Source organism: Methylobacterium trifolii, from assembly GCF_022179685.1.
GTDB classification, from domain to species: domain Bacteria; phylum Pseudomonadota; class Alphaproteobacteria; order Rhizobiales; family Beijerinckiaceae; genus Methylobacterium; species Methylobacterium trifolii.
The window spans coordinates 1-20,644 of record NZ_BPRB01000117.1; the positions used below are offsets into that span (position 1 = coordinate 1).

Sequence of the window (20,644 nt, forward strand, 5' to 3'; positions counted from 1 at the left end):
CCTGCGCATCCGCGCCCTGCTGCGCGAGCGCCGGGCCGCGAGCGGGGGCGACGCGCGCGGCACCGCCGGCTTCCGGCGCGGGCGCATCCTGGTGATCGACGGCAGCGCCACCTACCGCACCTTCCTGTCCGGCCTCCTGACCCAGGAGGGCCACGCCGTCACCGCCGTGGACGGCCCCGAGGCGGCGCTCGCGGCCCTGGAATCCGGGCCGCCGGGGGAGATCCCCTTCGACTGCGTCTCCATCGACCTGTTCGGGCACGCCTATGACGGCCTCGCCCTCTGCGCCGCGATCGGAGTGCGGCGTGCCGGGCAGGCGGCGGGTGCCGGCTTCCACCTCGTCGGCATCGTCGGCGACGCGCCGGGCAAGGACTTCCTGGTCCGGGCCTTCGCGGCCGGGGCCGACGACGTGGTCTCCAAGTCCGACGCCGAGGTCCTGGCCCTGCGGGTGCGCGGGCTGGTGCGCCGCCGCCTGCTGGAGGAGGATGACCGCCGCATCGCCGGCGAGTTCGGCGACCGCGAGCGCGCGGTCGAGCGGGCGCGGGCCGAGGCGGAGGCGGCCGAGGCCCGCGCCCGCCTCGCCGACGCCCTGGAGCGGGCCAACAGCGACCTGGCGCTGGCCAACCGCCGGCTCACGGACACCCAGGCCAAGCTCGTCCAGGCGGCCAAGATGGCCTCGCTCGGCGAATTGGTCGCCGGCATCGCCCACGAGATCAACAACCCCCTGGCCTTCATCCTGGCCCACCAGGGCACCGTGGAGCGGCTGCTCTCCGAACTGCCGCTGCCGGCCGACGACGCCCAGGCCGGGCGGGCCCTCGACAAGGCCCGCCAGCGCGTCGGCTCGATGCGGATGGGGCTCGCGCGCATCCAGGACCTCGTCCTGAACCTGCGCAAGTTCTCCCGCCTCGACGAGGGGGAGCGGGCGCTGGTCAACGTGCCGGACGCGATCGAGACGGTGCTGGCGTTGATCCAGCACAAGCTCGGCACCGCCATCGGCGTGGAGCGCGACTTCTCCGGGCGCCAGGAGATCCACTGCACCCCGGCGCTCCTCAACCAGGTGGTGATGAACATCCTCGGCAACGCCGCCGACGCGATGCCCGAGGGCGGCACCATCCGGGTCGTCACCGAGAGCGCGCCCGAGACCGACGTGATCCGCATCAGCGACACCGGCCCCGGAATCCCGGAGGACCTGCGCGAAAAGATCTTCGAGCCGTTCTTCACGACCAAGCCCGTCGGCTCCGGCACCGGGCTCGGGCTGGCGATTGCCTACAGCGTCGTTCAGGCGCATAGCGGCTCCCTCACCGTGGAGACCGCGCCGGGAGGAGGGGCCTGCTTCGTGATCGGCATTCCGCGGCGGGCTGAGCAGGCATGAGCGAAGGCACGATCGTCCAGGGCACGATGGTCCGGGGCACGATCCTGGCCGTCGACGACGAGCCGGACATCCTCGTCGCCCTCGAAGACCTGTTCGAGGACCAGTACCGGGTCCTCACCACGACGCGGCCCGCCGAGGCGCTGGAGATCCTGCGGGCCGACCGGGACATCGCCGTGATCCTGTCCGACCAGCGCATGCCCGGCATGACCGGCGACGCGCTGCTGGCCGAGGTCCGCAGCTTCCACGAGGCCCAGGCCATCCTGCTGACGGGCTATGCCGACATCACCGCCGTGATCGCCGCGCTCAACCGCGGCGGCATCATCGGCTACGTCACCAAGCCGTGGGACCCGGCCCTGTTGCGCGGCACCGTGCGCAACGCCCTCGAGCGCCACAGCCTCGGGCGCGACCTCGCTACGGAGCGGGCGCTCCTGCTCGGCCTCCTCGACCATTCCCAGGACGCGATCTCCTTCAAGGACGCGAACGCGCGCTTCGTGCGCCTCAACGCCCGCAAGGCCGCCCTCCTCGGGCAGGACGTCGCCGCCTGCATCGGCCACCGGGAATCGGAGTTTCCCGGCGAGCGGGCCGTGGCGAGCGCGCTCGCCGACAAGGCGGCGATCCGCGCGGGCGTGGTCGGCGACAGCCTCACCGCCGAGGGGCCGGTGGGGGCCGAGCGCTGGACCCACGTCATCCGCGTGCCGATCCGCGACGGGAACGGCGCGGTCGCCCATCTCGCCACCATCGAGCGGGACGTCTCCGAGCAGAAGAGCCTGGAGGCGCGCCTGCGCCAGTCGGACAAGATGCAGGCCCTGGGCACGCTGGCCGGCGGCATCGCCCACGACTTCAACAACCTGCTCACCGCCATCCTCGGCAGCCTCGAACTCGCGGTGCCCCGCGTCCAGGACCAGCCCCGCGTCCAGCGCCTGATCGAGAACGCCCGGGGGGCGGCCGAGCGCGGCGCCTCCCTGACCAAGCGCCTCCTCAGCTTCAGCCGCACCCACGACCTGCAGGCGCGCGCCACCGACGTGAACGGGCTGCTCGACGGGATGAGCGACCTGTTCGGCAGCAGCCTCGGGGGCCTCGTCACGGTCAGGCTCGCCCTCGCCGCCGGGCTCAGCCCCGCCCAGGTCGACCCGGACCAGCTCGAACTGGCGATCCTCAACCTCTGCATCAACGCCCGCGACGCGATGCCGGAGGGCGGCACCATCACCATCTCGACCGCGATCCTGCGCATCGAGGACGACCCGGATGCGGAAGCCGGCGACTACGTCGCGGTCACCGTGGCCGACGCGGGCGCGGGCATCCCGCCGGAGATCCTGCGCCGGGTCTGCGAGCCGTTCTTCACCACGAAGGCCGTGGGCCAGGGCACGGGCCTCGGCCTCGCCATGGTGTTCGGCCTCGTGCAGCAGTCGAAGGGGCGGCTGCGCATCGAGAGCGAGGTCGGGCGCGGCACCCGCGTCGAACTCGCCCTGCCGCTGGCGGCGAGCGCCGAGCCGCCCGAATCCGTCCCCGTCGGCGCCGCCCAGGCCGCCGCGCGCCCGGCGAGCATCCTCGTCGTGGACGACGACGCGGAGGTGCGCCACGTCACCGCCTCGTTCCTGCACGATTTCGGCTACAGCGAGACCGAGGCCGCCGACGGCCCCTCGGCGCTCGCCCTGATGGAGCGCGGCCGCTTCGACCTCGTGGTCGCCGACCTCGCCATGCCGGGCATGACCGGCGTGGAACTCGCCGCCGCCGTGAAGAGCCGCTTCTCCGACCTGCCCGTGCTGATCCTCACCGGGCATGCCGAGGCGATGCCGATCCCCGACGACCTGCCGGTGCTGGCCAAGCCCTTCAAGTCGTCGGACCTCGCCAGCCGGATCTCATCCCTGCTCGACGCCCCGGAAGACTCCGGCCGCACCTGAGGTTACTCGGGCACGCTGTCCTTGTTCAGGGACACGCAGGCCTTGACCAGTTCCTCCAGCCGCAGCGCGCCCGGGTTGCCGATGTTGGCGGTCTCCTCCAGGCAGCGCATGAAGTACGGGGCGGTCAGGTCCGGCGAGAGGGCCGAGAACGCCTTGCCCATGCGGTTGGTGAAGTCGATCTTGTCCTGCATGGGCGCGCGCGGCCACAGGGCGGCCTTGTCGTCCATGGTCAGCCGGGCGGCCTGTGCCGCGCCAAGAAGATTTGAAGAAAACAATAAGACCAGGGTCAGGTATCGGATCATGGCGCTTCCTCGTTTGTTTTGCTTGGCAACGAGGATAGCGCGTCTTGGCAGGACGCAAACAAAAAAGGCGGCCCGTGCGGGCCGCCTTGCTTCGAATTCGATGGGCCAGCCTTCAGGCGGCGTCGGCGGAGGCTTGGCTCGGCCCGGAATCCTTGCCGCGGGCATCGACGTCCCGGTCCACGAACTCGATCACAGCCAGCGGGGCGTTGTCGCCCTTGCGGAAGCCGGCCTTCATGATGCGGCAATAGCCGCCCGGACGCGAGACGTAGCGGGGCCCGAGCACCGTGAAGAGCTTCTTGACCATGTCGTGGTCGCGGATCTGCGACATCGCCAGGCGGCGGGTGTGCACGCTGTCGATGCGCCCGAGCGAGATCAGCTTCTCGACCACGGGACGCAGGTCCTTGGCCTTGGGAAGCGTGGTGATGATCTGCTCGTGCTTGATCAGCGCGGCCGACATGTTGGCGAACATCGCCTTGCGGTGCTCGGTGGTGCGGTTGAAGCGGCGACCGCGAAATCCGTGACGCATGTTGGCTGATCCTTGTGTCCTACGGTCGCCGTGCCACGGTACGACCAGGCGCTCCACGGTTGGAGCTGTTATTCCGCATAACCCCGCGGCGGGATTTCTTTTGGAACCTTCGACCCGGCGGCGATGCGCCGGATCGTATCGGCCAAGCAAACGGCGCCGTGAAGCGCCGCCAACTCATGCCCGAGGCGGCTCGCCTCAATAATGTTCCTCGAAGCGCTTGGCGAGGTCTTCGATGTTCTCCGGCGGCCAGCCGGGGATGTCCATGCCGAGGTGAAGGCCCATGCCGGCGAGCACTTCCTTGATCTCGTTCAGGGACTTGCGGCCGAAGTTCGGGGTGCGCAGCATCTCGCCCTCCGACTTCTGGATCAGGTCGCCGATATAGACGATGTTGTCGTTCTTCAGGCAGTTGGCCGAACGGACCGACAGCTCCAGCTCGTCCACCTTCTTGAGGAGGGCCGGGTTGAAGGGAAGCTGCGGCGCGAGCGGGGCGGCCTCCTCCTTGCGGGGATCCTCGAAGTTCACGAAGACCTGGAGCTGGTCCTGGATGATGCGCGCGGCGTAGGCCAGGGCATCCTCCGGCGAGACCGCGCCGTTGGTCTCGACCGTCATGGTCAGCTTGTCCTTATCGAGGTCCTGGCCCTCGCGGGTGGTCTCGATGCGGTAGCTGACCTTGGTCACGGGCGAGAACAGCGCGTCCACCGGAATCAGGCCGATCGGCGCGTCCTCGGGGCGGTTGCGCTCGGCCGGGACGTAGCCCTTGCCTGTGGCGACCGTGAACTCCATCCGGATCTCGGCGCCGTCGTCGAGCGTGCAGATCACGAGGTCGGGGTTGAGGATCTGGATGTCGCCGACCGTGCCGATGTCGCCGGCCGTGACCAGGCCGGGGCCGGTCTTGCGCAGGGTCATGCGCTTGGGCGCGTCGGTCTGCGAGCGGATGGCGATGGTCTTGATGTTGAGGACGATGTCGGTCACGTCCTCGCGCACGCCGGGGATCGAGGAGAACTCGTGCAGCACGCCGTCGATCTGGACCGAGGTCACGGCCGCGCCCTGGAGGGAGGACAGCAGCACGCGGCGGAGCGAGTTGCCCAGCGTCGTGCCGAAGCCGCGCTCCAGCGGCTCGGCCACGACGGTCGCGACCCGCTTCGGGTCGTCGCCGGTCGTCACCTGCAGCTTGTTCGGCTTGATCAGCTCTTGCCAGTTCTTCTGAATGACCACGGTCCTTACCTCTCGCCTGTCGCGCTGGCCCGCAAACTCCGGTCCGCGCTTCGGCCGGCCCCGCGCTGCCCCCCAGCGCCGACCGGTCCCTGAACTCTGTCGTGTCTCAGGCCTCGCCGCCGACCCAGAGGGCCGGTACGAAGCGATAGCCGTCGCCGTCCCGCGTCACGAACCCGAAGGCCGGGAACTCGAGATGGGACCCGGCGATGAAGGTGCCGTCCTGCGCCACCTCCTCCAGGATGCGCCTGCGCGTCGCCCGCGCCCGGTCGCCGTCCACGTCGAAGCCGACGCCGGCCTCGGGCTGCTTGAACTGAATCGCCGGCAGGTGCACCACGTCGGTCCACATCAGCAGCGACTTGTCCCCCGATACGATCCGGAAGCCGCAATGGCCGGGCGTGTGGCCCGGCAGCGGCACGGCGGAGATGCCGGGAAGCACCGCGCCGCCCGTGTGTTCGCGCATCCGGCCCGCATAGGGCGCCACCGCCTTGCGGGCGTTCTCGAAATAGGGCTTGGCCCCCTCCGGTGCGGCCGCGAGCGCCGCGTCGGGCAGCCAATGCGCGGCCTCGTCGGCATGCAGGACGATCTCGGCGTTCGGGTAGGCGGCCTGCCCGTCCTCCCCGATCAGCCCGCCGCAATGGTCGGGATGCAGGTGCGTGACGAGCACCGTCCGGATGTCGCCGGGGCTCACGCCCGTCGTCGCCAGGGCCGCCGGCACGCGCCCGAGGGTGTCGCCGGGACGGAACACGCCGTAGCCCGTATCGATCAGGACCGGCTCGCGGCCGGGCCCCGTGACCAGGAAGGCGTTGAGGGTGACCTTCGGCGCCTCGGTGCGGAAGCCGGTGCGCTGGAGCGCACCGGCCTCTGCATGGGAGATGCCCGTGACGAGGTCGAGGGAGCCCTGGAACCAGCCGTCGTTGAGCGCGGTGACCGTGAGGTCCCCGACGGTCCAACGCAGCACGCCCGGCAGAGCCTTCGCCCCGTCCGCCATCACCATCTCCGTACCCGCGAGCCCGCTCAGACGCGCCGACGCTTGCGCGGCCGGCAGCCGTTGTGCGGAATCGAGGTGACGTCGCGGATCGAGGTCACGGTGAAGCCGGCGGCCTGGAGGGCGCGCAGGGCCGATTCGCGGCCCGAACCGGGACCGGAGACCTCGACTTCGAGGGTGCGCATGCCGTGCTCGGCAGCCTTGCGGGCCGCGTCCTCGGCCGCGACCTGGGCGGCGTAGGGGGTGGACTTGCGCGAGCCCTTGAAGCCCATCGCGCCGGAGGACGACCACGAGATCGTGTTGCCCTGGGCGTCGGTGATGGTGATCATCGTGTTGTTGAACGAGGCGGCGACATGCGCGACGCCCGAGACGATGTTCTTGCGTTCGCGGCGGCGTACGCGGGTCGGTTCCTTGGCCATCTGTGTTCGCTCTCGTCCTTCAAGCGCACCCGTAATTCCAGGTGCTCGGGATTCTTTTGGGATTTGGCCGGCGCCCTTGCGGAGGACCGGTCAGCAAAGCCGGCGCCCTGGCGGGACACCCGGCTCGACGGGGCGAAGGCCGAGCGGAGCACGGCCTTCCAAACCGAAAAGATTACTTCTTCTTGCCGGCGATCGGCTTCGCCTTGCCCTTGCGGGTGCGGGCGTTGGTGTGGGTGCGCTGGCCGCGGACGGGCAGCTGCTTGCGGTGGCGCAGGCCGCGATAGGCGCCGAGATCCATCAGGCGCTTGATGTTCATCGAGACTTCGCGACGCAGGTCGCCCTCGACGAGGTAGTCGCGGTCGATGGTCTCGCGGATCTGGAGCACCTCGGCGTCGGTGAGCTGGTTCACGCGGCGCTCGGCCGGGATGTTCACCTTCTGGGTGATCTCCTCGGCCTTCTTCGAACCGATGCCGTGGATGTACTGAAGCGCGATGACGACGCGCTTGTTGGTCGGTATGTTGACGCCAGCGATACGGGCCAAGGGTCTCTCCATGTGATGCCCGGCGAGGCCGGGACTTCGTGTTCGCGTCGCGCGCGTCCGGTGGAGGCCGGCCCCTGCGCACCCGTCAACGACGAATCGGCCCGCGGCCGCCCCATGGGAGCCACCTCGGACCAACGTTCGGATCGACGAAGACCGGCCTGCTAGCGCGGGCAGCCTGGCCTGTCAACTGTAAGGCGCAAGATTAGCCAAGCGTCACAGCTGCTTCGCAAGCGTCACAGCAGCTTCGGCAGCGTCACAGCAGCTTCGGCAGCGTCGTGGCGATGAGGATCACGCCCGAGAGCGTCAGCAGCCACAGGACGATCCTGCGGAAGGCCACGTCGCTGAAGCGGCTGTAGAGGCGCACGCCCACGAGCGTCGGGATCAGGACCGCGGCCGCGACCGCCGGGAACAGCCGCAGGGCCTGGCCGGAGATCGTGCCCGCGACGGCGTAGCTCGCCAGCGTCAGGGCGTGCATCGCGAGGTTGAAACCCTGGAACACCGCCCTCTGCGCGTCCCGGTCCCATCCGCGCAGGGTCGTCCAGAGCTGCGGTGCCGGCCCAGTCAGGCCGCCGAGTCCGCCCATCACGCCGCCGACCAGCCCCACCGCCGCGTCGGCCAGTCGACCGCCCCGGACGATCCGGGGCAGGTCGCGGGCGAGCAGCATCATCGGGCACCAGATCGCGAGCAGGATGCCCACGCTGAGCTTGAAGACGAGGGGATCGATCCGCTGCAGCAGCAGGACGCCGAGGGGCACCCCGACCAGCCCTCCGAGGACGAAGGGCAGCAGGCGGCCGGCATCGAACCCGCGCCGAATGGCGCCGACCGAGAGGATCTGTCCCAGCAGCGAGCCGAACACCACGAGGGGGCCCGTCAGCACGGGATCGAGGGACCACGCCCAGACCGCCATGGCCACGAGGCCGAAGGACGAGCCCGAGAGCCCCTGGACGAACCCGCCCGCGGCGGCCCCCAGCACGACGATGCCCGTCAGCGGCTCCATGGCCTCGGACGGGCTCTCGCGCTCAGGAGGCCGCCGTCTCCTCCAGGGGCTCCAGCACGGCCATCAGGTCGGCGGTGACGGTGTCGATGGGCTTCATGCCGTCGACGGTGCGCAGCATGCCGGCCTCGGCGTAATAGGCCGAGAGGGGGGCGGTCTGCCTGCGGTAGGCTTCGAGGCGCTGCTTGAACACCTCGGGGGTATCGTCCTTGCGCACGGGCTGGCCGCGGGCGGCGGTCTCGGCGGCACGCTTGGCGATCCGGCCGACCAGGGCGTCCTCGTCCACCTTCAGCTCCGTGACGGCGGAGAGCCGCAGGCCCTTCTCGGTCAGCATGCGGTCGAGGGCGCCGGCCTGCTCCACGGTGCGGGGGAAGCCGTCGAGGATAAAGCCGCCGCGCGCGTCGGCCTGCTCGATCCGGTCGGCGACGATGCCGACCACGACGGCGTCGGGCACCAGCCCGCCGCTCTCCATGATCGCCTTGGCCTCCAGGCCCACGGGGGTGCCGGCGGCCACCGCTGCGCGCAGCATGTCGCCGGTGGAGAGCTGCGGGATGCCGAAGCGCGCGACGATCCGCTCGGACTGCGTTCCCTTCCCGGCGCCGGGCGGTCCGAGCAGAATGATGCGCATGGCGTTGTGTCCCTCGTCCGTGCCCGTCTGTCCGGGCTTCGTGGCGGTCGGCAAACCGGGCGGTCGGCGAAGCCTCCCCGGCGACGCCCTGGCCGTGATGTTCTAGCCGGTTGCCCGGCGATCGCGAGATGGACGAAGGGACGACGCACACGGTTTTTACCGGCGCCCGCCCCTCCCTGTCGGATGTCCCGGCCGGTCAGCGGCGGCGCTGGGCCGTCGAGGCGCCGCGCAGCTTGGCCTTCTTGACCAGCCCCTCGTACTGGTGCGCCATCAGGTGCCCGTGGATCTGGGCCACCGTGTCCATGGTCACGGAGACCACGATCAGCAGCGAGGTGCCGCCGAAGCCCAGGCTCGCCGAGGCGTAGGAGGCCAGGATCTCCGGCACGAGGCAGACGAAGGTGAGGTAGAGCGCCCCGATCACGGTGATGCGGGTGAGCACCTTGTCGATGAAGGCGGCGGTGCGCTCGCCCGGCCGGATGCCGGGGATGAAGCCGCCGTGCTTCTTCAGGTTGTCGGCCGTCTCCTGCGGGTTGAAGACCACCGCCGTGTAGAAGAACGTGAAGAAGATGATCAGGGCCGCGTACAGCGCCATGTAGAGCGGCCGGCCGTGGCCGAGATAGGTCGTGATCGTGCCGAGCACGCCCGTCGAGCCCTGGTTGGCCGAGAAGCTCGCAACGGTGGCCGGCAGCAGCAGCAGGGACGAGGCGAAGATCGGCGGGATCACGCCCGAGGTGTTGAGCTTGAGCGGCAGGAACGAGGTCTGGCCCTCGTACATGCGGTTGCCGACTTGGCGCTTGGGGTAGTTGATCAGCAGCCGGCGCTGGGCCCGCTCCATGAACACGATGAAGTAGACGAGGCCCACGGCGGCCAGGCCCACGCCCAGGATCACGGCGGTGGAGAGCGCGCCCGTGCGGCTCAGTTCCAGCGCGCCCAGGATCGCCACCGGCAGGTGGGCGACGATGCCGGCGAAGATGATCAGCGACGAGCCGTTGCCGATGCCGCGCGAGGTGATCTGCTCGCCGATCCACATCAGGAACAGCGTGCCGCCGGTCAGCGTGATGACGGTGGAGGCGAGGAAGAACGGGCCGGGATCGATGGCCGCGCTCGAACTCTGGAGGCCGATGGCGATGCCCCAGGACTGCACCAGGGCCAGCACCACGGTGAGGTAGCGCGTGTATTGGTTGATGACCTTGCGGCCGGACTCGCCCTCCTTCTTCAGCGTCTCCAGACTCGGGATCACCGAGGTGAGGAGCTGGATGATGATGGAGGCCGAGATGTAGGGCATGATGTTGAGCGCGAAGATCGCCATGCGCTCCACCGCCCCGCCGGAGAACATGTTGAACAGCCCGAGCACGCCGCCGGCCTGCTGCTGGAAGTTGCGGGCGAACTGCTCCGGGTCGATGCCGGGGATCGGGATGTAGGTGCCCAGCCGGAACACAACGAGGGCGCCGAGGGTGAACCAGATGCGCTTCTTGAGCTCATCGGCCTTGGCGATCGCCCCGAAATTGAGGTTGGCGGCTAGCTGCTCGGCGGCTGAGGCCATGGCCTTCGGTCCCTGGAGGTGTCGCCGACGCGCCGTGCGCTCGGAAGGACGGGTACGGCAGAACGGGAAACGGCGGCCACGCGCGAGGTTGCACGGGCCGCCGCTTGAGGCTTCGACTTAACGACTGCGCGGAACCGGTGCAACCGGCTCGCCAGCCCTCAGGCCTCGGCGGACGCCTTGGGGGTGCCGCGGTGCGGAGCGCGGGCGGCGTAGACCGTCGTCACCGAGCCGCCGGCCTTCTCGACCGCCTCGATGGCCGACTTCGACGCGCGGGTGACCTCGAAGCTGAGCTTCGCGGTCAACTCGCCGACGCCGAGGAGCTTCACGCCGTCGCGGGGACGGGCGATGATGCCGGCCTGGACGAGGGCCTCGACCGTGACGGTCGCGGCCTTGTCGAGCTTGCCCGCATCCACGGCGGCCTGGACGCGCGCGAGGTTCACCTCGTTCAGGTCGGCGGCGTGGATGTTGTTGAAGCCGCGCTTGGGCAGGCGACGATGCAGCGGCATCTGGCCGCCCTCGAAGCCCTTGATGGACACGCCGGTCCGGGCCTTCTGGCCCTTCACGCCGCGACCCGCGGTCTTGCCCTTGCCGGAGCCGATGCCCCGGCCGACGCGCATCCGGTTCTTGGTTGCGCCTTCGTTGTCGCTGATCTCGTTGAGCTTCATCGCGCCCTCCTCAAGCCACGTCGCCGTGGACGCGCACGAGGTGCGCAACCTTGCGGATCATGCCGCGCACGGAGGGGGTGTCCTCCAATTCGGACACGCGGTGGAGCTTGTTCAGCTTAAGGCCGATCAGCGTCGCGCGCTGGGAGGCCTCGCGGCGGATCGGCGAACCGATCTGCTCGATGCGGACAGTCTTGCTTGCCATGCTGCCCTCCCCTTACGCGACTGCGGCTTCGGACTGGTCGGCCGGGTCGGCATCGCGGCGGCGCGCCTGGAGCGCGGACACCTTGAGGCCACGGCGGGCCGCCACCCCACGGGGGCTGTCCTCGTTCTTGAGCGCCTCGAAGGTGGCGCGCACGAGGTTGTAGGGGTTGGAGGAGCCGAGGCTCTTGGCCACCACGTCCTGCATGCCCAGCGTCTCGAACACGGCGCGCATCGGGCCGCCGGCGATGATGCCGGTGCCCTGCGGGGCCGCGCGGAGGATGACCTTGCCGGCGCCGTGACGTCCGTTGACGTCGTGGTGCAGGGTCCGGCCCTCGCGGAGCGACACGCGGATCAGGCCGCGCTTGGCCGCTTCCGTCGCCTTGCGGATGGCCTCGGGCACCTCGCGGGCCTTGCCGTGGCCGAAGCCGACGCGACCCTTCTGGTCGCCGACGACGACGAGGGCCGCGAAGCCGAAGCGACGGCCGCCCTTCACCACCTTGGCGACGCGGTTGATGTGGACGAGCTTGTCCACGAACTCGCTATCGCGCTCCTCGCGGTCGTCGCGGCGGCCGCGGCCACCGCCTTCACGTTCACGTGCCATTTTTCTTCCTGTCCATCTCACTGGCGCGGGCGGCGGGCCCGCTCGCTTGATTCGATCATCGTGCGAGCGGCAAGCCGCCCACATCCGCCGTCATGTTCCCCACCCAACCCGGGAGGAGAGCTGGTTCAGAACTCCAGGCCGCCCTCGCGGGCCGCCTCGGCCACGGCCTTGACGCGGCCGTGGTAGATGTAGCCCGAGCGGTCGAAGATCACCTTGGTGACGCCGGCAGCCTTGGCGCGCTCGGCGACGAGCTTGCCCACGGCGGTCGCAGCCGCCACGTCCGCGCCGGTCTTGAGGTCGGCCTTGACGCCCTTCTCGACGGAGGACGCCGAGGCCAGGGTCTTGCCCTGGGCGTCGTCGATGACCTGGACGTAGATCTGCTTCGAGGAGCGGAACACGGACAGGCGCGGCCGGCCGTTGGCCGCAGCGCGGAGCGCACGGCGGACACGGGCCTTGCGGCGGTCGAGGGCTTCGAGTTTGCGTGACATGTCTTCGCCCCCTTACTTCTTCTTGCCTTCCTTGCGGAAGATGAACTCGCCGGCGTACTTGACGCCCTTGCCCTTGTAGGGCTCGGGGCCGCGATAGTCGCGGATCTCCGCGGCCACCTGGCCGACGCGCTGGCGGTCGATGCCCGAGATCGTGATCTCCGTGGGCTTGGGCGTCACGATGGTGATGCCGGCCGGGATCTCGTACTCGATGTCGTGGCTGTACCCGAGGGACAGCTTGAGGGCCTTGCCGGCCATCGCGGCGCGATAGCCGACGCCGGTGATCTCCAGCTTCTTCTCGAATCCCTTGGACACGCCCTCGGCGAGGTTGGCCACCTGGGCACGCGAGGTACCCCAGAGCGAACGCGCCTGCTTGGACTGGTCCTTGGGGGTCACGCTGACGGCGCCGTCCTTGAGCGCCACCTCGACCAGGCTCGGCACGACGAAATGGAGTTCGCCCTTCGAGCCCTTCATCTTCACGGTCTGACCGTCCACGGTCGCCGTCACGCCTGACGGGACGGTGACGGGCTTCTTGCCTACGCGAGACATCTGCCTTCCTCCTCTCGTCCGATCAGAACACGGTGCAGAGCACTTCGCCGCCGACGTTGCGCTCGCGCGCTTCGTGGTCGGCCATGACGCCCTGCGGGGTTGAGATGATGGTGACGCCGAGGCCGTCGGCCACGCGCGGAAGCTCGCCCACCGACGAGTAGACCCGGCGGCCGGGCTTCGACACGCGCTTGATCTCGCGGATCACCGGGCGGCCGTCGTAGTACTTCAGCTCGATCGCGAACTCGGTCCGGCCGTTGCCGAGGTCGGTGGTCGCGAAGTCGCGGATGTAGCCTTCCGACTTCAGCACGTTGAGCACGTTGGCGCGCAGGCGGGAGCCCGGCGTCTGGACGACGTTGCGACGGCGCAGCTGGCCGTTGCGGATACGGGTGAGCATGTCACCCACGGGATCGTTGACCATCGGGGTGCCTCCTTACCAGCTCGACTTGACGAGGCCGGGGATCAGGCCCCGGTTGCCGAGCTCACGCAGCGCGATGCGCGAGACGCCCATCTTGCGATAGAAGGCGCGCGGACGGCCGGTGACGGCGCAACGGTTGCGGACGCGCGTGGCCGAGGAGTTGCGCGGCAGTTCCGCGAGCTTGAGGCGCGCCTCGAAGCGCTCCTCCATCTCGAGGGACTCGTTGTTGGCCGTGGCGAGCAGGGCCTTGCGCTTCTCGGCGAAGCGCTTGACCAGCTCCTTGCGGTGGTTGTTCTTCTCGATCGAACTCTTCTTCGACATCTCTTCTACCTCCGGTGTCCGCGTATGAGGTCTTGCGACCTCACTGCCGGAACGGGAATTGGAAAGCGGAGAGGAGGGCGCGCGCCTCCTCGTCGGTCCTGGCGGTCGTGGCGACGACGATGTCCATGCCCCAGGTCTGCTCGGCCTTGTCGTAGGAGATCTCGGGGAACACGAGATGCTCCTTGAGGCCCAGCGCGTAGTTGCCGCGGCCGTCGAACGAGCGCGGGTTCAGGCCGCGGAAGTCGCGCACGCGCGGCAGCGCGATCGTGATCAGCCGATCCATGAACTCGAACATGCGCTGCTTGCGCAGCGTCACCTTGCAGCCGATCGGCATGCCCTCGCGGACCTTGAAGGTCGCGATGGCCTTGCGGGCCCGGGTGATGACCGGCTTCTGCCCGGCGATCAGGGCGAGGTCGCCGGCGGCGACGGTGGCCTTCTTCGAATCGGCGGTCGACTCGCCGACGCCCATGTTGATGACGATCTTCTCGATCGTCGGCACCTGCATGGGGTTCTTGTAGCCGAACTGCTCGATGAGCTTCTGGCGAACCACCTCGTCGTAGTGCTTGCGCAGGCGCGGGGTGTACGCGTCCTTGTTTGCCTCAGCCATCGATCAGATCCCCCGAGCGCTTGGCGAACCGAACCTTGCGGCCGTCCTCGAGAATACGGAAACCAACGCGCGTGGCCTTGCCGTCCTTGGGATCGGCGACCGCGATGTTGGAGAGTTGAATGGCGGCTTCCTTGGAGATGATGCCGCCTTCCTGGCTCTGCGACTGCTTCTGGTGCTTCTTGACCAGGTTGATGCCGCGCACGAGCGCCTTGTCGTCCTTCGGGAGGACCTGGATGACCTCGCCGGAGCGACCCGCGTCGCGACCGGTGAGGACGACGACCGTGTCGCCCTTCTTGATCTTTGCTGCCATCACAGCACCTCCGGAGCCAGCGAGATGATCTTCATGTGGTTGCGCGCGCGCAGTTCGCGCGGCACCGGTCCGAAGATGCGGGTGCCGATCGGCTCCTTCTGATTGTTGATCAGCACGGCGGCGTTCTTGTCGAAGCGGATCACCGACCCGTCGGGACGCTTCACTTCCTTGGCGGTGCGCACGACCACCGCCTTCATGACGTCGCCCTTCTTGACGCGGCCGCGCGGGATCGCCTCCTTGATGGAGACGACGATGATGTCGCCCACACCGGCATACTTGCGCTTCGACCCGCCGAGAACCTTGATGCACATCACGCGGCGCGCACCCGAGTTGTCGGCGACGTCCAGATTCGTCTGCATCTGGATCACGGAAGTGACCTTTCCTTGTTTCAGGCGGGTTTCCGCACACGGGCGGTATTGCCCGGCGGACGACGCCTGAGGGGGACCTGACGTCCCCGGCTCATATGTAAGACCGCGCAAGCGGCGTTGATGCGCCGGCGCGGTCGCCGCAATCGATGGGAGACCGAAAGGCCTCCACAAATCTGTCGCGAAGGAGCGTCGCCTACACCCGATCGACGATTCGCACAAGGCGAGGACGGCGATATGCCGGGCGAGAGCCTCGTGGCGCCCCTCCCTCGCGGGAGAGGACGGTCCCCGCCCGGAGGCGGGCCGACGGAGCGGGCGCGGGCCTGGAAGGGCGCGCACCCCTCCGAGGGTCAGGCGGCGGCGGGAGCCTCGGCCTGGGCGGCCTCGCCCTCGACGAGCTTCCAGGTCTTGGTCTTCGAGAAGGGGCGGCACTCCTCGATGAACACCGTCTGCCCGACATGAGCGGCGTTGCCCTCGTCGTGGGCGTGGTAGTTCTTCGAGCGACGGACGGTCTTCTTCATCACCGGGTGGGTGAAGCGGCGCTCCACCTTGACGACGATGGTCTTCTCGCCCTTGTCGCTGACGACGACGCCCTGCAATACGCGCTTCGGCATGGTTGAACTCCTCAGGCCTGCGCGGCGCTGAGCGTCTTGTGACGCTGCAGGGTGCGGACGCGGGCGATGTCGCGGCGGACCTCGCGGACGCGGGCGACGTTCTCGAGCTGGCCGGTGGCCCCCTGAAAGCGCAGGTTGAACTGCTCCTTCTTGAGGTTCAGCAACTCGTCGTTGAGCTGATCCGGCGACAACGCCTTCAGATCAGACAGTCTCTGGGACGACTTCACGATATCCTCCGTTCAGTCGGCGATGCGCTGCACGACGCGCGTGCGGACCGGCAGCTTGGCCGCCCCGAGGCGCAGGGCCTCCTTGGCGATGTCCTCGGCCACGCCGTCGACCTCGAACATGATGCGGCCGGGATGGACGCGGGCGGCCCAGTAATCCGGGGCGCCCTTGCCGGAGCCCATGCGGACTTCGGTGGGCTTGGACGAGACTGGCACGTCCGGGAACACCCGGATCCAGACCCGGCCCTGACGCTTCATCTCGCGGGTGATCGCGCGGCGGGCCGCCTCGATCTGGCGGGCGGTGACGCGCTCGGGCTCCACCGCCTTGAGGCCGAACTGGCCGAAGTTCAGTTCGAAGCCAGCCTTGGCCGCACCGTGGATGCGGCCTTTGAACTGCTTACGGAACCGGGTTTTCTTGGGTTGCAACATGGCAGCCTCTCAACACCTTCCTGGGCTCGGGGTCGGCGACGCGCGTCAGGCGTGGTCGCGGCGACCGCGTTCGCGGCCACCCTCGCCATCGCGCTCGCGACGACCGCCCGAACGGCCGCCCTCTTCCTGCGCCTTCTTGTCCTGGGCCATGGGATCGTGCTCGAGGATCTCGCCCTTGAACACCCAGACCTTGATGCCGCACGTCCCGTAGGTCGTGAAGGCGGTCGCCGTGCCGTAATCGACGTCGGCGCGCAGGGTATGCAGGGGCACGCGGCCCTCGCGGTACCATTCCTGGCGGGCGATCTCGGCCCCGCCCAGGCGCCCGGAGCAGTTGATCCGGATGCCCTCGGCGCCCAGGCGCATGGCGGACTGCACGGCCCGCTTCATGGCGCGGCGGAAGGCGACCCGGCGCTCGAGCTGCTGGGCGATCGAGTCGGCCACCAGCACGGCGTCGATCTCGGGCTTGCGCACCTCGACGATGTTGATGGTCACGTCCGCCTTGGTCATGGTGTTGACCAGCTTGCGCAGCTTCTCGATGTCCGCGCCCTTCTTGCCGATCACCACGCCCGGACGGCCCGAGTGGATGGTGACGCGGCACTTCCGGTGCGGGCGCTCGATGACGATCTTCGAAACGGCGGCCTGCTTGAGCTGCTTCATCAGGGCGGCGCGGATCGCGACGTCCTCGTGCATCAGCTTGGCGTACTCGCCCTTGCCGGCGAACCAGCGGGAGTCCCAGGTCCGGTTGATGCCGAGCCGGAGACCGATCGGGTTGACTTTCTGACCCATCAGAACCTCCTCACGCCGCTTCGGCGCGAACTTCGCGAACCACGATGGTGAGGTTCGAGAAGGGCTTCAGGATGCGCGCGCCGCGACCGCGGGCACGGGCGTGGAAGCGCTTGAGAACCAGCGCCTTGCCCACGAAGGCCTGGGAGACGACGAGGTCGTCGACGTCCAGGTCGTGGTTATTCTCGGCGTTGGCGATGGCGCTCTCGAGGCACTTCCGGACCTCGGTGGCGATGCGCTTGCGCGAGAAGGTCAGGTCGGCGAGCGCCGATTCCACCTTCTTGCCGCGGATGAGCTGCGCCACGAGGTTGAGCTTCTGGGGCGAGACGCGGATCATCCGCGCCACGGCCTTGGCCTCGTTCTCGGGGAGCGCGCGGGGGGTGGCAGCCTTGCCCATGTCAGCGCCTCTTCGCCTTCTTGTCGGCCGCGTGGCCGTGGAAGGTGCGGGTCGGCGAGAACTCGCCGAACTTGTGGCCGACCATTTCCTCGGAGACGTAGACCGGGATGTGCTTCTGCCCGTTGTGCACACCGAAGGTGAGCCCGACGAACTGCGGAAGGATCGTGGAGCGGCGGCTCCAGATCTTGATGACCTCGGACCGGCTCGACCCGCGAGCCGCCTCGGCCTTCTTGAAGAGGTAGCCGTCGACGAACGGCCCCTTCCAGAGTGAGCGTGCCATGATGGTTACTTCTTGCGATTGTGGCGGCTGGACAGGATGAAGACGTCGGTCCGCTTGTTCGAGCGGGTCTTCTTCCCCTTCGTCGGCACGCCCCAGGGGGTGACCGGGTTACGGCCGCCCGAGGTACGCCCCTCGCCGCCGCCGTGCGGGTGATCGACGGGGTTCATCGACACGCCGCGGTTGTGCGGGCGCTTTCCGAGCCATCGATTGCGCCCGGCCTTGCCGAGCGAGATGTTCATGTGGTCCGGGTTCGAGACCGCGCCGACGCTGGCGAAGCACTGCCCGTGGACCAGGCGCTGCTCGCCCGAGTTGAGGCGCAGCGTCACGTAGCCCTGGTCGCGGCCGACGATCTGGGCGTAGTTGCCTGCAGACCGCGCGATGGCCCCGCCCTTGCCGATCTTCAACTCGACGTTGTGGACGATGGTGCCCACCGGCATCGAGCCGACCGGGGCCGCGTTGCCCGGCTTGATGTCGACGCTCTCGCCGGCCACCACCTTGTCCCCCGGCTGGAGGCGCTGCGGAGCCAGGATGTAGCTCTGCTTGCCGTCGGGGAAGTTGATGAGGGCGATGAACGCCGTGCGGTTCGGATCGTACTCGATCCGCTCCACGGTCGCCGACACGCCGAGGTTCTCGCGGCGCTTGAAGTCGACGTTGCGCAGGACGCGCTTGTGGCCGCCGCCGCGGAAGCGGACGGTGATGCGGCCGAGATTGTTGCGGCCGCCCGAGGACGACTTGCCCTGGGTCAGCGCTTTTACCGGCTTGCCCTTGTAGAGCTCACGGCGGTCGACGAGGACGAGCTGGCGCAGGCTCGGCGTGACCGGTTTGAATGTCTTCAAGGCCATCGGCTGGAATCCCTAAACGTCAGTCTCAGAGACCGGTCGTGACGTCGATCGTGTCGCCCTCGGCGAGGGTGACGATCGCCTTCTTCACGTCCGAACGCTGTCCGCGAAGCCCGCGGAAGATCTTCTTCTTGCCCTTGGTCACGAGGGTGTTGACCGCCGTGACCTTGACGTCGAACAGCTTCTCGACCGCTTCCTTGATCTGCGGCTTGGTGGCCTTCGGGGCGACCCGGAAGACGACCTTGTTCTGCTCGGTGAGGTTCGTCGCCTTCTCGGTGATGACCGGGGAGACGATGATGTCGTAGTGGCGCGGATCGGCACTCATTTGAATCGCGCCTCCAGCGCATCGACGGCCGCGCGCGTCAGCACGAGCGTGTCGCGGCGCAGGATGTCGTAGACGTTGATGCCCTGCACCGGCAGGACGTCGATCTTCGGGATGGCCCGGGCCGCCCGGCCGAAATTCACGTCGACTTCGGGGCCGGCGATGATCAGGGCGTTCGACAGGCCGAGCTTGTCGAAGCGCTCGACCAAGCCCTTGGTCTTGTGGTCGTCGATCCGGATGTCGTCGACGACGATCAGGGTCGCGGACTTCGCCTTGGTGGAGAGCGCGTGCTTGAGGGCGAGTGCGCGCACCTTCTTGGGCAGGTCGTGGCCGTGGTCACGCACCACCGGCCCGAAGGCACGGCCGCCGCCGCGGAACTGGGGCGCCGAGGCCGCGCCGTGGCGGGCGTTGCCGGTGCCCTTCTGCTTGTAGAGCTTCTTGCGGGTGCGGTTCACGTCCGAGCGGTTCTGCACGGCATGGGTCCCGGCCCGGCGCTTGGCGAGCTGCCAGCGCACCATGCGCTGGAGCAGGTCGGCGCGGGGCTCGAGGCCGAAGATGGCCTCGTCCAGCTCGACCGAGCCGGCACCGGCGCCGTCGAGGGTTGTGATGTCGAGCTTCATCAGGCGCTCTCCTCGGCAGCGGGCGCCTCGGGGGCGGATTGCGGGGCCTCGGCGGCGCCGTTCTCACGGAACTTGCCGGGCTGGGGGACTTCGGCGGGCAGCTTGCGCTTGACCGCGTCGCGGATCTGGATCCAGCCGCCGGCGACGCCCGGAACCGCACCCTCGACGAGGATCAGGCCGCGCTCGACATCGGTGCGCACGACGCGCAGGTTCTGGGTCGTGACCCGCTCGACGCCCATGTGGCCGGGCATCTTCTTGTTCTTGAAGGTCTTGCCCGGGTCCTGGCGGCCGCCGGTCGAACCGATCGAGCGGTGCGAGACCGAGACGCCGTGGGTGGCGCGCAGGCCGCCGAAGTTCCAGCGCTTGATGCCGCCGGCGAACCCCTTACCCGTGCTGGTGCCCGTCACGTCGACGAACTGGCCCGGGATGAAGTGGTCCGCGGTGATCTCGGCGCCGACCGGGATCAACGCGTCCTCGGACACGCGGAACTCGGCGAGCTTCTGCTTCGGCTCCACCTTGGCGACCGCGAAGCGGCCCCGCTCGGCGGCCGAGACGTTCTTCACCTTGGCCTTGCCGACGCCGACCTGCAGCGCGACGTAGCCGTTCTTCTCGACGGTGCGGTGGGCAACCACCTGGCATTGATCGATCTTGAGCACGGTGCAGGGAACGTGTTCCCCCGCGTCCGTGAAGATCCGGGTCATGCCGACCTTCTGTGCAATGACGCCTGAGCGCATAGGTCTCTCCCTCGCGCGATGAAACGGTAAGCTCTAAGCCCGCGGGCTCAGAGCTTGATTTCCACGTCCACGCCAGCGGCGAGGTCGAGCTTCATCAGCGCGTCCACGGTCTGGGGGGTCGGATCGACGATATCGAGGACACGCTTGTGCGTGCGCATCTCGAACTGCTCGCGCGACTTCTTGTCGATGTGCGGCGAGCGGTTGACCGTGAACTTCTCGATATGGGTCGGCAGCGGGATCGGGCCGCGGATGGTCGCACCCGTGCGCTTGGCGGTGGAGACGATCTCGCGGGTGGACGCATCGAGGATGCGATGATCGAACGCCTTGAGGCGGATTCGGATGTTTTGACCGTTCATGACCTGTAACCTCGACGGGAACGTGATGGGCGGGCGCGAGGGCCCGCCCCTCAATCGTCCCCTGACGGATGCTGTGTCCGGGCTTAGTCGTTGATGGCGGCGAC

The 20,644-nt window shown here is 68.8% G+C and carries 32 protein-coding genes; 2 read left to right on the forward strand and 30 right to left on the reverse strand.

The window, feature by feature from the left end; translation table 11 throughout:
- Both COGEMETH_RS11180 and COGEMETH_RS11185 read left to right on the forward strand, forming a co-directional pair.
- Positions 1 to 1,369, forward strand: a 1,369-nt coding sequence (locus tag COGEMETH_RS11180; protein WP_238182642.1) for an ATP-binding protein, incomplete at its 5' end; no start/stop codon positions are given.
- Between the two features lie 26 nt (positions 1,370 to 1,395).
- Positions 1,396 to 3,270 carry a response regulator gene (locus tag COGEMETH_RS11185; protein ID WP_238182670.1) on the forward strand — a complete coding sequence of 625 codons (1,875 nt, stop codon included), beginning with the start codon at positions 1,396 to 1,398 and terminating at the stop codon, positions 3,268 to 3,270.
- A 2-nt stretch (positions 3,271 to 3,272) separates the two neighbouring features.
- Here the strand turns inward: COGEMETH_RS11185 and COGEMETH_RS11190 are convergent, their stop codons facing one another.
- The 30 genes from COGEMETH_RS11190 to rpsJ form a co-directional block, all read right to left on the reverse strand.
- A complete protein-coding gene (locus COGEMETH_RS11190; protein ID WP_238182643.1) occupies positions 3,273 to 3,572 on the reverse strand; it encodes a hypothetical protein in 300 nt (99 codons plus the stop codon).
- A gap of 112 nt (positions 3,573 to 3,684) precedes the next feature.
- The gene (gene rplQ, locus COGEMETH_RS11195; protein WP_238182644.1) at positions 3,685 to 4,098 is read right to left on the reverse strand and encodes a 50S ribosomal protein L17; all 414 of its coding nucleotides are present in this window, start codon (positions 4,096 to 4,098) and stop codon (positions 3,685 to 3,687) included.
- A gap of 195 nt (positions 4,099 to 4,293) precedes the next feature.
- Positions 4,294 to 5,313, reverse strand: a complete 1,020-nt coding sequence (locus COGEMETH_RS11200) for a DNA-directed RNA polymerase subunit alpha (RefSeq protein WP_238182645.1) — start codon at positions 5,311 to 5,313, stop codon at positions 4,294 to 4,296.
- A gap of 106 nt (positions 5,314 to 5,419) precedes the next feature.
- Positions 5,420 to 6,301: an MBL fold metallo-hydrolase gene (locus tag COGEMETH_RS11205; RefSeq protein ID WP_238182646.1), complete on the reverse strand. Its 882-nt coding sequence runs from the start codon at positions 6,299 to 6,301 to the stop codon at positions 5,420 to 5,422.
- 26 nt (positions 6,302 to 6,327) lie between these two features.
- Positions 6,328 to 6,717, reverse strand: coding sequence for a 30S ribosomal protein S11 (rpsK, locus tag COGEMETH_RS11210; protein WP_147725843.1), 390 nt, complete (start codon positions 6,715 to 6,717; stop codon positions 6,328 to 6,330).
- A gap of 172 nt (positions 6,718 to 6,889) precedes the next feature.
- Positions 6,890 to 7,258 (reverse strand): 30S ribosomal protein S13, encoded by a 369-nt coding sequence (gene rpsM, locus COGEMETH_RS11215; protein WP_238182647.1) that lies wholly within the window; start codon positions 7,256 to 7,258, stop codon positions 6,890 to 6,892.
- Between the two features lie 253 nt (positions 7,259 to 7,511).
- On the reverse strand, positions 7,512 to 8,255 hold the full coding sequence (locus COGEMETH_RS11220) for a sulfite exporter TauE/SafE family protein (RefSeq protein ID WP_238182648.1): 744 nt from the start codon (positions 8,253 to 8,255) through the stop codon (positions 7,512 to 7,514).
- Positions 8,256 to 8,277: 22 nt separating this feature from the next.
- Positions 8,278 to 8,880, reverse strand: a complete 603-nt coding sequence (locus COGEMETH_RS11225; protein WP_238182649.1) for an adenylate kinase — start codon at positions 8,878 to 8,880, stop codon at positions 8,278 to 8,280.
- Positions 8,881 to 9,076: 196 nt separating this feature from the next.
- Positions 9,077 to 10,423: a preprotein translocase subunit SecY gene (gene secY, locus COGEMETH_RS11230; RefSeq protein ID WP_238182650.1), complete on the reverse strand. Its 1,347-nt coding sequence runs from the start codon at positions 10,421 to 10,423 to the stop codon at positions 9,077 to 9,079.
- A gap of 158 nt (positions 10,424 to 10,581) precedes the next feature.
- Positions 10,582 to 11,088: a 50S ribosomal protein L15 gene (rplO, locus tag COGEMETH_RS11235; RefSeq protein WP_238182651.1), complete on the reverse strand. Its 507-nt coding sequence runs from the start codon at positions 11,086 to 11,088 to the stop codon at positions 10,582 to 10,584.
- A gap of 10 nt (positions 11,089 to 11,098) precedes the next feature.
- Entirely contained in the window at positions 11,099 to 11,290 is a 192-nt protein-coding gene (gene rpmD / locus COGEMETH_RS11240) for a 50S ribosomal protein L30 (protein WP_238182652.1), read from the reverse strand.
- A gap of 12 nt (positions 11,291 to 11,302) precedes the next feature.
- The gene (rpsE, locus tag COGEMETH_RS11245; protein ID WP_238182653.1) at positions 11,303 to 11,890 is read right to left on the reverse strand and encodes a 30S ribosomal protein S5; all 588 of its coding nucleotides are present in this window, start codon (positions 11,888 to 11,890) and stop codon (positions 11,303 to 11,305) included.
- Positions 11,891 to 12,015: 125 nt separating this feature from the next.
- Positions 12,016 to 12,378: a 50S ribosomal protein L18 gene (rplR, locus tag COGEMETH_RS11250; RefSeq protein ID WP_238182654.1), complete on the reverse strand. Its 363-nt coding sequence runs from the start codon at positions 12,376 to 12,378 to the stop codon at positions 12,016 to 12,018.
- Positions 12,379 to 12,390: 12 nt separating this feature from the next.
- Positions 12,391 to 12,924 (reverse strand): 50S ribosomal protein L6, encoded by a 534-nt coding sequence (rplF, locus tag COGEMETH_RS11255; RefSeq protein ID WP_238182655.1) that lies wholly within the window; start codon positions 12,922 to 12,924, stop codon positions 12,391 to 12,393.
- Between the two features lie 22 nt (positions 12,925 to 12,946).
- On the reverse strand, positions 12,947 to 13,342 hold the full coding sequence (rpsH, locus tag COGEMETH_RS11260) for a 30S ribosomal protein S8 (RefSeq protein WP_238182656.1): 396 nt from the start codon (positions 13,340 to 13,342) through the stop codon (positions 12,947 to 12,949).
- A 12-nt stretch (positions 13,343 to 13,354) separates the two neighbouring features.
- Positions 13,355 to 13,660, reverse strand: coding sequence for a 30S ribosomal protein S14 (gene rpsN, locus COGEMETH_RS11265; RefSeq protein ID WP_238182657.1), 306 nt, complete (start codon positions 13,658 to 13,660; stop codon positions 13,355 to 13,357).
- A gap of 40 nt (positions 13,661 to 13,700) precedes the next feature.
- On the reverse strand, positions 13,701 to 14,267 hold the full coding sequence (gene rplE / locus COGEMETH_RS11270) for a 50S ribosomal protein L5 (protein WP_238182658.1): 567 nt from the start codon (positions 14,265 to 14,267) through the stop codon (positions 13,701 to 13,703).
- Positions 14,260 to 14,577 (reverse strand): 50S ribosomal protein L24, encoded by a 318-nt coding sequence (gene rplX / locus COGEMETH_RS11275; protein ID WP_238182659.1) that lies wholly within the window; start codon positions 14,575 to 14,577, stop codon positions 14,260 to 14,262. Before rplX ends, rplE begins: the two co-directional genes overlap by 8 nt.
- Positions 14,577 to 14,945, reverse strand: coding sequence for a 50S ribosomal protein L14 (rplN, locus tag COGEMETH_RS11280; RefSeq protein WP_238182660.1), 369 nt, complete (start codon positions 14,943 to 14,945; stop codon positions 14,577 to 14,579). Before rplN ends, rplX begins: the two co-directional genes overlap by 1 nt.
- A gap of 347 nt (positions 14,946 to 15,292) precedes the next feature.
- Positions 15,293 to 15,556 (reverse strand): 30S ribosomal protein S17, encoded by a 264-nt coding sequence (rpsQ, locus tag COGEMETH_RS11285; protein WP_238182661.1) that lies wholly within the window; start codon positions 15,554 to 15,556, stop codon positions 15,293 to 15,295.
- Between the two features lie 11 nt (positions 15,557 to 15,567).
- The gene (rpmC, locus tag COGEMETH_RS11290; RefSeq protein ID WP_238182662.1) at positions 15,568 to 15,783 is read right to left on the reverse strand and encodes a 50S ribosomal protein L29; all 216 of its coding nucleotides are present in this window, start codon (positions 15,781 to 15,783) and stop codon (positions 15,568 to 15,570) included.
- A 12-nt stretch (positions 15,784 to 15,795) separates the two neighbouring features.
- On the reverse strand, positions 15,796 to 16,209 hold the full coding sequence (gene rplP, locus COGEMETH_RS11295) for a 50S ribosomal protein L16 (protein ID WP_238182663.1): 414 nt from the start codon (positions 16,207 to 16,209) through the stop codon (positions 15,796 to 15,798).
- Between the two features lie 45 nt (positions 16,210 to 16,254).
- The gene (rpsC, locus tag COGEMETH_RS11300; RefSeq protein WP_238182664.1) at positions 16,255 to 16,995 is read right to left on the reverse strand and encodes a 30S ribosomal protein S3; all 741 of its coding nucleotides are present in this window, start codon (positions 16,993 to 16,995) and stop codon (positions 16,255 to 16,257) included.
- A gap of 10 nt (positions 16,996 to 17,005) precedes the next feature.
- Positions 17,006 to 17,389, reverse strand: coding sequence for a 50S ribosomal protein L22 (gene rplV / locus COGEMETH_RS11305; RefSeq protein WP_238182665.1), 384 nt, complete (start codon positions 17,387 to 17,389; stop codon positions 17,006 to 17,008).
- Between the two features lies 1 nt (position 17,390).
- Positions 17,391 to 17,669 carry a 30S ribosomal protein S19 gene (gene rpsS / locus COGEMETH_RS11310; RefSeq protein ID WP_007569276.1) on the reverse strand — a complete coding sequence of 93 codons (279 nt, stop codon included), beginning with the start codon at positions 17,667 to 17,669 and terminating at the stop codon, positions 17,391 to 17,393.
- A 5-nt stretch (positions 17,670 to 17,674) separates the two neighbouring features.
- On the reverse strand, positions 17,675 to 18,511 hold the full coding sequence (rplB, locus tag COGEMETH_RS11315) for a 50S ribosomal protein L2 (protein ID WP_238182666.1): 837 nt from the start codon (positions 18,509 to 18,511) through the stop codon (positions 17,675 to 17,677).
- Positions 18,512 to 18,536: 25 nt separating this feature from the next.
- Positions 18,537 to 18,833, reverse strand: a complete 297-nt coding sequence (locus COGEMETH_RS11320) for a 50S ribosomal protein L23 (RefSeq protein WP_238182667.1) — start codon at positions 18,831 to 18,833, stop codon at positions 18,537 to 18,539.
- Positions 18,830 to 19,450, reverse strand: coding sequence for a 50S ribosomal protein L4 (gene rplD, locus COGEMETH_RS11325; RefSeq protein ID WP_238182668.1), 621 nt, complete (start codon positions 19,448 to 19,450; stop codon positions 18,830 to 18,832). The genes COGEMETH_RS11320 and rplD overlap by 4 nt, the downstream gene beginning before the upstream one ends.
- A complete protein-coding gene (gene rplC, locus COGEMETH_RS11330; RefSeq protein WP_238182669.1) occupies positions 19,450 to 20,184 on the reverse strand; it encodes a 50S ribosomal protein L3 in 735 nt (244 codons plus the stop codon). The genes rplD and rplC overlap by 1 nt, the downstream gene beginning before the upstream one ends.
- Positions 20,185 to 20,231: 47 nt before the next feature.
- The gene (gene rpsJ / locus COGEMETH_RS11335) at positions 20,232 to 20,540 is read right to left on the reverse strand and encodes a 30S ribosomal protein S10 (RefSeq protein ID WP_018044230.1); all 309 of its coding nucleotides are present in this window, start codon (positions 20,538 to 20,540) and stop codon (positions 20,232 to 20,234) included.
- Positions 20,541 to 20,644 lie beyond the last annotated feature (104 nt).

What these genes read in the sequence shown, in the direction of transcription:
- COGEMETH_RS11185 (WP_238182670.1), top strand. Translation starts at nt 1,396, where the DNA reads ATGGTCCGGGGCACGATCCTGGCCGTCGACGACGAGCCGGACATCCTC.
- COGEMETH_RS11190 (WP_238182643.1), bottom strand. Translation starts at nt 3,572, where the DNA reads ATGATCCGATACCTGACCCTGGTCTTATTGTTTTCTTCAAATCTTCTT.
- rplQ (WP_238182644.1), bottom strand. Translation starts at nt 4,098, where the DNA reads ATGCGTCACGGATTTCGCGGTCGCCGCTTCAACCGCACCACCGAGCAC.
- COGEMETH_RS11205 (WP_238182646.1), bottom strand. Translation starts at nt 6,301, where the DNA reads ATGGCGGACGGGGCGAAGGCTCTGCCGGGCGTGCTGCGTTGGACCGTC.
- rpsK (WP_147725843.1), bottom strand. Translation starts at nt 6,717, where the DNA reads ATGGCCAAGGAACCGACCCGCGTACGCCGCCGCGAACGCAAGAACATC.
- COGEMETH_RS11220 (WP_238182648.1), bottom strand. Translation starts at nt 8,255, where the DNA reads ATGGAGCCGCTGACGGGCATCGTCGTGCTGGGGGCCGCCGCGGGCGGG.
- COGEMETH_RS11225 (WP_238182649.1), bottom strand. Translation starts at nt 8,880, where the DNA reads ATGCGCATCATTCTGCTCGGACCGCCCGGCGCCGGGAAGGGAACGCAG.
- secY (WP_238182650.1), bottom strand. Translation starts at nt 10,423, where the DNA reads ATGGCCTCAGCCGCCGAGCAGCTAGCCGCCAACCTCAATTTCGGGGCG.
- rplO (WP_238182651.1), bottom strand. Translation starts at nt 11,088, where the DNA reads ATGAAGCTCAACGAGATCAGCGACAACGAAGGCGCAACCAAGAACCGG.
- rpmD (WP_238182652.1), bottom strand. Translation starts at nt 11,290, where the DNA reads ATGGCAAGCAAGACTGTCCGCATCGAGCAGATCGGTTCGCCGATCCGC.
- rpsE (WP_238182653.1), bottom strand. Translation starts at nt 11,890, where the DNA reads ATGGCACGTGAACGTGAAGGCGGTGGCCGCGGCCGCCGCGACGACCGC.
- rplR (WP_238182654.1), bottom strand. Translation starts at nt 12,378, where the DNA reads ATGTCACGCAAACTCGAAGCCCTCGACCGCCGCAAGGCCCGTGTCCGC.
- rplF (WP_238182655.1), bottom strand. Translation starts at nt 12,924, where the DNA reads ATGTCTCGCGTAGGCAAGAAGCCCGTCACCGTCCCGTCAGGCGTGACG.
- rpsH (WP_238182656.1), bottom strand. Translation starts at nt 13,342, where the DNA reads ATGGTCAACGATCCCGTGGGTGACATGCTCACCCGTATCCGCAACGGC.
- rpsN (WP_238182657.1), bottom strand. Translation starts at nt 13,660, where the DNA reads ATGTCGAAGAAGAGTTCGATCGAGAAGAACAACCACCGCAAGGAGCTG.
- rplE (WP_238182658.1), bottom strand. Translation starts at nt 14,267, where the DNA reads ATGGCTGAGGCAAACAAGGACGCGTACACCCCGCGCCTGCGCAAGCAC.
- rplX (WP_238182659.1), bottom strand. Translation starts at nt 14,577, where the DNA reads ATGGCAGCAAAGATCAAGAAGGGCGACACGGTCGTCGTCCTCACCGGT.
- rpsQ (WP_238182661.1), bottom strand. Translation starts at nt 15,556, where the DNA reads ATGCCGAAGCGCGTATTGCAGGGCGTCGTCGTCAGCGACAAGGGCGAG.
- rplP (WP_238182663.1), bottom strand. Translation starts at nt 16,209, where the DNA reads ATGTTGCAACCCAAGAAAACCCGGTTCCGTAAGCAGTTCAAAGGCCGC.
- rpsC (WP_238182664.1), bottom strand. Translation starts at nt 16,995, where the DNA reads ATGGGTCAGAAAGTCAACCCGATCGGTCTCCGGCTCGGCATCAACCGG.
- rplV (WP_238182665.1), bottom strand. Translation starts at nt 17,389, where the DNA reads ATGGGCAAGGCTGCCACCCCCCGCGCGCTCCCCGAGAACGAGGCCAAG.
- rpsS (WP_007569276.1), bottom strand. Translation starts at nt 17,669, where the DNA reads ATGGCACGCTCACTCTGGAAGGGGCCGTTCGTCGACGGCTACCTCTTC.
- rplB (WP_238182666.1), bottom strand. Translation starts at nt 18,511, where the DNA reads ATGGCCTTGAAGACATTCAAACCGGTCACGCCGAGCCTGCGCCAGCTC.
- COGEMETH_RS11320 (WP_238182667.1), bottom strand. Translation starts at nt 18,833, where the DNA reads ATGAGTGCCGATCCGCGCCACTACGACATCATCGTCTCCCCGGTCATC.
- rplD (WP_238182668.1), bottom strand. Translation starts at nt 19,450, where the DNA reads ATGAAGCTCGACATCACAACCCTCGACGGCGCCGGTGCCGGCTCGGTC.
- rplC (WP_238182669.1), bottom strand. Translation starts at nt 20,184, where the DNA reads ATGCGCTCAGGCGTCATTGCACAGAAGGTCGGCATGACCCGGATCTTC.
- rpsJ (WP_018044230.1), bottom strand. Translation starts at nt 20,540, where the DNA reads ATGAACGGTCAAAACATCCGAATCCGCCTCAAGGCGTTCGATCATCGC.